Source organism: Chthoniobacter sp. (assembly GCF_040003245.1).
In the GTDB taxonomy this organism is placed as follows: Bacteria; Verrucomicrobiota; Verrucomicrobiia; order Chthoniobacterales; family Chthoniobacteraceae; genus Chthoniobacter.
The window spans coordinates 1-7,427 of record NZ_JBDUCX010000303.1; the positions used below are offsets into that span (position 1 = coordinate 1).

5 protein-coding genes are annotated in these 7,427 nt (G+C 62.9%); 3 read left to right on the plus strand and 2 right to left on the minus strand.

Translation table 11 applies throughout. From position 1 onward, the window contains the following. The coding region (locus ABJF10_RS27640) for a protein kinase (RefSeq protein ID WP_348547851.1) at positions 1-1,684 on the minus strand (1,684 nt) is incomplete at its 3' end. A gap of 244 nt (positions 1,685-1,928) precedes the next feature. On the opposite strand from ABJF10_RS27640, the gene ABJF10_RS27645 reads away from it, so the two are divergent. Beyond that, on the plus strand, positions 1,929-2,327 hold the full coding sequence (locus tag ABJF10_RS27645) for a hypothetical protein (RefSeq protein ID WP_348547852.1): 399 nt from the start codon (positions 1,929-1,931) through the stop codon (positions 2,325-2,327). A 3-nt stretch (positions 2,328-2,330) separates the two neighbouring features. Here ABJF10_RS27645 and ABJF10_RS27650 read toward each other — a convergent pair whose 3' ends face one another. Beyond that, positions 2,331-4,103, minus strand: coding sequence for a phosphoenolpyruvate carboxykinase (GTP) (locus ABJF10_RS27650; RefSeq protein WP_348547853.1), 1,773 nt, complete (start codon positions 4,101-4,103; stop codon positions 2,331-2,333). Between the two features lie 217 nt (positions 4,104-4,320). On the opposite strand from ABJF10_RS27650, the gene ABJF10_RS27655 reads away from it, so the two are divergent. Next, entirely contained in the window at positions 4,321-5,511 is a 1,191-nt protein-coding gene (locus tag ABJF10_RS27655; RefSeq protein WP_348547854.1) for an efflux RND transporter periplasmic adaptor subunit, read from the plus strand. A 12-nt stretch (positions 5,512-5,523) separates the two neighbouring features. Further along, positions 5,524-7,427, plus strand: a 1,904-nt coding sequence (locus ABJF10_RS27660; protein ID WP_348547855.1) for an efflux RND transporter permease subunit, incomplete at its 3' end; no start/stop codon positions are given.

Consider the following 7,427-nt stretch of genomic DNA (forward strand, 5'->3'; position numbering starts at 1 on the left):
GGGTGCTTGGCGGAGGGGTGGGGGTCGCTTCCACTTTGGGAGTCGGGGCAAGTGCCACGGGGGGGACAGTGGGAGTGCTGGCCGCAGGCCCTTTGGCAGCACCGGTGATCACAATGGTCTGTGGTCCTTCCGAAATGGCGGAAAAGCTCTGCACGGATTCACCGAAGGTGAGACCAATCTTCGCGCCGTTGAACGACAGCGCCACTTTGCGGCGATCGCTGATCGTCCACTGGCCAGCCGTACCGGCGCATATAGCCGATCCGTCCCGCCGGAAGGTCAACTCCGCTTCGCGGGCATTGTTCGTGCCGGCGTTCCACGACCACGCATGAGAAACGAGCGCTTCTTCAAACCGGGTACGATCGGGATCAGGGGTCGCCGTCGCGACCGGCACTGGGGTCGTCTGTTTCGCCGCAGATGGCGTTTCAATCTTGGGCACGACCATAGCCACCACTGTCGGCTTCGGCGTTTCGAGCTTTGCTTGCTGGATCGCGGGGGCTGGTGTGGCTGGCGAGGGCGTGTTGTCCCGGTTTTGCGTCGTGTGGAGAGCGTCTTCGGGAGGTCGCGATTTTACGACTTCCTCGCTGGGAGCTGGTGTGCCCGGCAGCGACTCAGTTGACTGGTGCCGGGAGGCCTCGCCTCCTTTTCTGCTCAGGAAGAAGATGATGCCACCCGCCACGAGCACGGCGCCGAGCGCGGCGGCGGCGATCATAATGCCGCGAGCGCCCTTTGCTTTGGCCGGGGCTTGCGGCGGTGGGGTAGCCGGCGCGGCGGGAGCCGGTGGCCCGCTCTGGATTTGCTCCACGTCCGTCTTCATCTCGCTCGCCTTTTGATAGCGGCGATCGGGCGCGGATTGGAGCGCCTTGAGGACGACGTCGTCGATGCGGACGTCGATCTGCATGCGGCGCGAGGGCGGGTCGAAGACCCCGTGCGGGGTCTCTCCCGTGAGCATCTCATAGAACATCACGCCGAGCGCGAAGATGTCCGAGCGATGGTCCGCCTTGTTCGCGCCGGCCCGTTGTTCCGGGGCCATGTAGTCGGGCGTGCCCATCACCACATTGGTCTGCGTCAGCCCGGATTCCCCGTCCTCCTGCGGGGGGCGTGCCAGCCCGAAATCGGCGAGCTTCACATAGCCGTCGGTGGTGACGAGCACGTTCTCCGGCTTGATGTCCCGATGGATCACGCCGGCGCGATGCGCGGCTTGCAGTGCGTCGCACAATTGCCCGACGACGGCGAGTGCTTGCTCCGGGTCCAGCCCTGGCCCGCGCAGGATGCTGCGCAGGTTGGTCCCATCGATGTATTCCATCACGAAATAGAGATGCCCTTCGCTCGTCCGTCCGAAATCGTGGATCGTGACGATGCGCGAATGCTGGAGCTTCGCGAGCGTGCGCGCCTCGCGCTCAAAGCGCGTGACGAACTGCGCGTCGGCGGCGACCTCCGCCGGCAGGAGCTTGATCGCCACCGCGCGGTCGAGCGTGCGTTGCACCCCCTTGTAGACCGCGCCCATGCCCCCGCGGCCGATCAAACTTTCGATGCCGTACTGTGGCAATAGGCGGGCCACCTTCTCCGCCGTGGGCGGCGTCCAGCCGCCGGCCACGGAAGATCTTCGAGCGGTCTGCAGCCCGCGCGCCAGCAGCTCCGCGGGGTCCAGGCCGTGCATTTCGTCCGAGGGAATTTCGTCAGGCATAACAGTAGTTGCTTTGATCCTTTCCTAAGGAATTCCCGGCTGCGGGTTGCAAATCTGGCGGGAAAAAGTGCGGGCCTTCACGTGCATTTCGACCAAGTGGCAGCTCTCCTGAGCCCCGGGAGCATGAAAGGCAAAATGTTCCCCGGCGAGCACTTTCGGCCAGCGGCGACATCGCGAAAAACCCGAGTGTGCGGGCAGGTGTGTCCCGGCTTGCTGCCAAAAGTGGCGTGCCGTACGGTGCGGCATGAGCCGCCCCTTGCTTGCCCTCCTCACGCTGACCTTCGCGCTCACCGGGTGCGCCACTCTCAGTACCCGCGACCGCGATCTTCTTCAGGACCACGGCGTCTCTGCGGCTCTCTCCGACAAGATGGCGCACCACGAACCACTCACGCTGGACGATATCATCGAGCTCTCCCACCGCGGCGTGCCGGGGCCTTTCATCGTCCATTACCTGCGGCCCACGTATGTCGCCTACAAGCTGAGTCCCAACGACGCGACGCGGCTGCGGCAGCAGGGCGTCGCCGAGGGAGTGATGCGTTATCTCCAGGCGACGCCGGCGATGTACAGCCCGAGCAACGCCCCGCTCTGGTACGAAGACGACCCGCAATTCCACGATCCGTACTGGGATTACCGCCGGTACTAGCCGCTAGAGCCGCGAGATCAGCAACTCGCGCTGGAAGATCAGTTCCTTCGGCAGGCGATCGTGCAGCAGGAGAAAGAGCTCGGTCTGCGAGATCAGCTCGCGCTGCCATTCCCCGGGATCGATCTTCATGCACTGCATGAACTTCTCGCGGGAGTAGTCGAGCCCCGTCCAGTCAAACTCTTCGTAGCGTGGCATCCAGCCAATCGATGTCTCGCTGGCGCGCGCACGGCCTTTGGTGCGGTCGATGATCCAGCGTAGCACCCGGAAATTCTCCCCGAAGCCCGGCCAGAAGAATTTGTCATCGGCATCCTTGCGGAACCAATTCACGTGGAAAATGCGGGGCGGGTCGGTGAGTGAATCGCGGATGCCCAGCCAGTGGTTGAAGTAGTCGCCCATGTTGTAGCCGCAGAAGGGGAGCATGGCCATCGGGTCGCGGCGCACCTGGCCGAGCGTGCCGGCGGCGGCCGCCGTCATCTCGCTACCCATGGTGGCGCCGAGATACACGCCGTGAATCCAGTTAAAGCTCTGGAAGATGAGCGGCATGGTGCTGGCGCGGCGTCCGCCGAAAATGATCGCGCTGATCGGTACCCCGGCGGGATCGTGTGCCTCGGGGGCAAGCGCCGGATTGTTCGTCATCGGCGAAGTGAAGCGCGAGTTGGGATGCGCGGCTTTTTCCTTGGAGTCCGATGACCACGGGTTGCCCTTCCAGTCGAGCATGCCTTCGGGCGGCGGATCGTCGTGCCCTTCCCACCAGACGGTGCCTTCGGGAGTGAGGGCGACGTTCGTATAGATCGTGTCGCGCGAGATGGTGTCCATCGCGTTTGGGTTCGATTTGCGATTCGTTCCCGGCGCCACGCCGAAGTAGCCGGCCTCGGGATTGATCGCGTAGAGCCGCCCGTCCGCGCCCGGCTTCATCCAGGCGATGTCGTCGCCGATGGTCGTGATTTTCCACCCGTTGAAAACCTTGGGCGGAATCAACATTGCAAAATTCGTTTTGCCGCAGGCGCTGGGGAACGCCGCCGCCACGTAAGTTTTCTCACCGTCCGGCGACTCCACGCAGAGGATGAGCATGTGCTCGGCCATCCAGCCTTGCATGCGGCCCAGGTAGCTGCCGATGCGCAGCGCCAGGCACTTCTTTCCGAGGAGCACGTTGCCACCGTAGCCGGAGCCCACGCTGATGATCGTGTTGTCCTGCGGAAAATGGGCGATGAAGCGGCGGTCGGGATGGCAATCGAGCACGCTGTGAATGCCACGATTGAAGTCATCGCTCGCACCGAGTTGCTCGAGCGCGATTTTTCCCATGCGCGACATGATGCGCATGTTGAGTACCACGTAGATGGAATCGGTGATCTCGACGCCAACCTTGGTCAGCGGCGACCCGGGCGGCCCCATGAGATAAGGCACGACATACATCGTGCGCCCGACCATCGCCCCGCGCAGCATGCCGTAGAGCTTTTCGTACATCTCCCGCGGCGGCGCCCAATTGTTCGTCGGCCCGGCTTCGTCCTTCGCTGGCGTGCAGATAAAAGTGCACTGCTCCACGCGGGCGACGTCGTTCGGGTTGGAACGGTGATAGTAGCAGCCAGGCAATTTCTCCTGGTTGAGCTTGAGCAGGATCCCTTGGGCGACCGCCTGCTCGGTCAGGAATTGCTTTTCTTCTTCGGACCCATCGACCCAGAAAACTTGATCGGGAGTGACCATCGTGCGGACCTGCTCGACCCATTGGCGCAGGGTTTCATTGGTGGGCGCTGGCGCGCCGTATTGCTTCGTATCCATAGCGGCCCCGAGCATCACTCCCCGCGCCGCCATTGGCAAGACGTGTGCCGCTCTGCCTTTGTGGGAGCGAGGTTGTGGTCAGCGGTTTTAGTCGTCGCCTTCAGGGATGTTTTACGACTTAATGCCGCTCATGAACTCGCACACATCGGTTGTGATACTGCGACTGCCCGGCTGGTGAAGTGCCACGATTGGAATCTCCGCATCTCCTCGCTTTGTCATGAAAATAAACCCTTCCGTCTTTGCTGCGCTCGCGCCTTTGCTGCTGCTTGCGGCTTGTAAGAAAGATCACAACGCCGGCCCGGCGGCTCCGCCGGAAGTGCTCGTCATCACCGCCGCGGCCAAGGACGTCCCGGTCTATCGCGAGTGGGTGGGCACGCTCGACGGCTCGGAAAACGCGCAGATTCGCGCGCGGGTCGTCGGCTATTTGCTGAAACGCGATTATCAGGAAGGCGGGACGGTGAAAAAAGGCGACGTGCTCTTCGAGATCGATGCGCGTCCCTTCGAGGCCGCCTATGCCGAGGCGAAGAGCCAATTGGTCCAGGGCAAGGCCGTGCAGCTCGCTACACAGTCCGACGCCGACCGGAACAAGGAACTGTTCGCCCGCAAGGTCATCTCCGAGCAGGAATTCACCAACAAGACACAACAGAATGAGGCGAACATCGCCAAGGTCCAGGCGCTGCAGGCCACCGTCGAGGAAGCGCAGCTCAACGTCCAGTTTTGCCAGGTGATTTCCCCCGTCAATGGCATCGCCGGCAATGCGATGGCGCAGGTGGGCGACCTCGTGGGGCAGGGGACCAACGCCGTGCTCACCACGGTGTCCACCGTCGATCCCATCAAGATGCTCTTCCCGATCAGCGAGCAGGAATATCTCGAATCCGCGGAGAAGATCGAGCAGGCCCTCGCCAAGCCCTTTGAGCAGCGCGAGGAACTCTTCGAAGTGATTCTCGCGAACGGCGAGATCTTCGAGCACAAGGGCCGTCTGCTCTCGCTGGACCGGCAGGTGAACCAGGCGACCGGGACGATTCTGGCCACGGCTTTGCTGGACAATCCCAACGGACTCTTACGACCCGGACAATTTGCACGAGCGCGCATCAAGGCGATGGACCTCCCGGCGGCGATCGTCGTGCCGCAGCGCGCGGTGGCGGAATTGCAGGGCACCTACCAGGTCGGCGTCGTCGGCGCGGATAACAAGGCGGAGATTCGCACGGTGACCGTGGGCCCGCGCTTCGGCAGTGAATGGGCCATCGCGTCGGGGTTGAAGCCCGGCGAGAAGGTGGTCGTGGAAGGCTACCAAAAGCTGCGCGCCGGAGCGCCGGTGATTCCCAAGCCGTGGACGCCGCCCGCGCCTGCCGCAAAAACCGAGGCCACGAAGCCGGCAGACGCGCCACCGAAGACCGAAGCGAAGTAAGCACCGCACATCATGGCCCGCTTCTTCATCAATCGTCCCATCGTCGCGATGGTCATCGCGATCCTCATGACGATCGTCGGCATCGTCTCCTATCTCAGCCTGCCGGTCGCGCAGTTCCCGAACATCGTCCCGCCCGAAATCCAGGTGAAAGCCACCTACACCGGGGCGGATGCCATGACCATCGAGCAATCGGTCGCGACGCCCATCGAGCAGCAGATGAGCGGGGTGGACAAAATGAACTACATGTACTCCGTCAATGCGAACGACGGGAGTATGAAACTCACGGTGAACTTCGACGTCGCCACCGACCCGAACACCGACCAGATCCTCTCGCAGATGCGCTCGAACCAGGCGAGTTCGCAGCTCCCGAGCGACGTGAACAAGGCGGGCGTGACCGTGCAGAAATCGACCTCCGCGCCGCTCATCATGTTCTCGCTCTTTTCGCCGAAGGGCACCTACGACGCCACCTTCCTTGCGAACTACGCGAACATCAACCTGAGCGACCAATTCACGCGCGTCGCCGGCATCGCCAGCGTCACGGTCTTCGGTGTGGGGCAATACGCGATGCGCTTGTGGGTGAAGCCGGACACGCTGGCGAAACTCGGCGTGACCGTGCCGGAAATCGTCCAGGCGATCCAGGCGCAGAACACGGTCAACCCCGCGGGCAAGATCGGCGGCGATCCCGTTCCCAAAGGCCAGGAATTCACCTATGCCGTGCGCGCGCAGGGCCGCTTGCAGAGCGAGGAGGAGTTTGGGCAAATCGTCGTACGGGCGAACAAGGATGGCTCGATGCTGCGGGTGAAGGACGTCGCCCGCATCGAGCTTGGCGCGCAGACCTACAGCGTGCGCAGCCGCTTGAACGGACAGTCCGCCGCGCTGGTCGCGCTCTATCAAATGCCCGGTTCAAACGCCATCGCCGCCGCCGCCGGGGCCAAGAAGCTGATGAAGGAAATGGCGCAGCGCTTCCCGCAGGACCTCGACTACGCCGTCTCGCTCGACACCACGCTCGCGGTCACCGAGGGCATGGTTGAGATCCAGCACACGCTGCTCGAGGCCATCATTCTCGTCATCATCGTGGTCTTCATCTTCCTCCAGGGCTGGCGGGCGACGCTCATTCCGCTGCTCGCCGTGCCTGTGTCGCTCATTGCGACGTTCGCGCTTTTCCCGATCTTCGGCTTCACCGTGAATACGTTGTCGCTCTTCGGACTCGTGCTGGCCATCGGTCTGGTGGTCGATGACGCCATCGTCGTCGTGGAGGCGGTGGAGCATCACATCGAGCACGGCTTGTCGCCGAAGGAAGCGACCTTCAAGGCGATGGAAGAAGTGAGCGGCCCGGTCATCGCCATTGCGCTCATTCTCTCCGCGGTGTTCATCCCCACGGCCTTCATTCCGGGCATTACCGGGCGATTATATCAGCAGTTCGCCGTGACCATCGCCGTGTCGGTGTGCATCTCGGCCTTCAATGCGCTTACCCTATCGCCCGCGCTCTCCGCGCTGCTCCTCCGCCCGAAAAAGAAGGGCACCGGATTGCTGCAAAAGTTCTTCGACTGGTTCAATCGCGTCTTCGGCCGCGCGACGCATCACTACGTGGGCGTGTGCGACTTCCTCTTGCGCAAATCTTTCGTCGCGATCGTGCTGCTCATCGGCTTTGTCGTCGGCGTGGTCATGCTCGGCAAGGCCGTGCCCATGAGCTTCCTGCCCGACGAAGACCAGGGTTACTTTTATGCCGGAGCGGTTCTGCCGGATGGCTCTTCGCTCGACCGCACCGACGCGGTCTGCACGCAGATCGAGCAGGTGCTGAAGAACACGCCGGGCATCAAATACACCGCCACCGTAGCCGGCTACAACATGCTCAGCGGCGTGAACACGACGTACGGCGCGTTCTTTTTCGTGACGCTCAAGGAATGGTCCGAGCG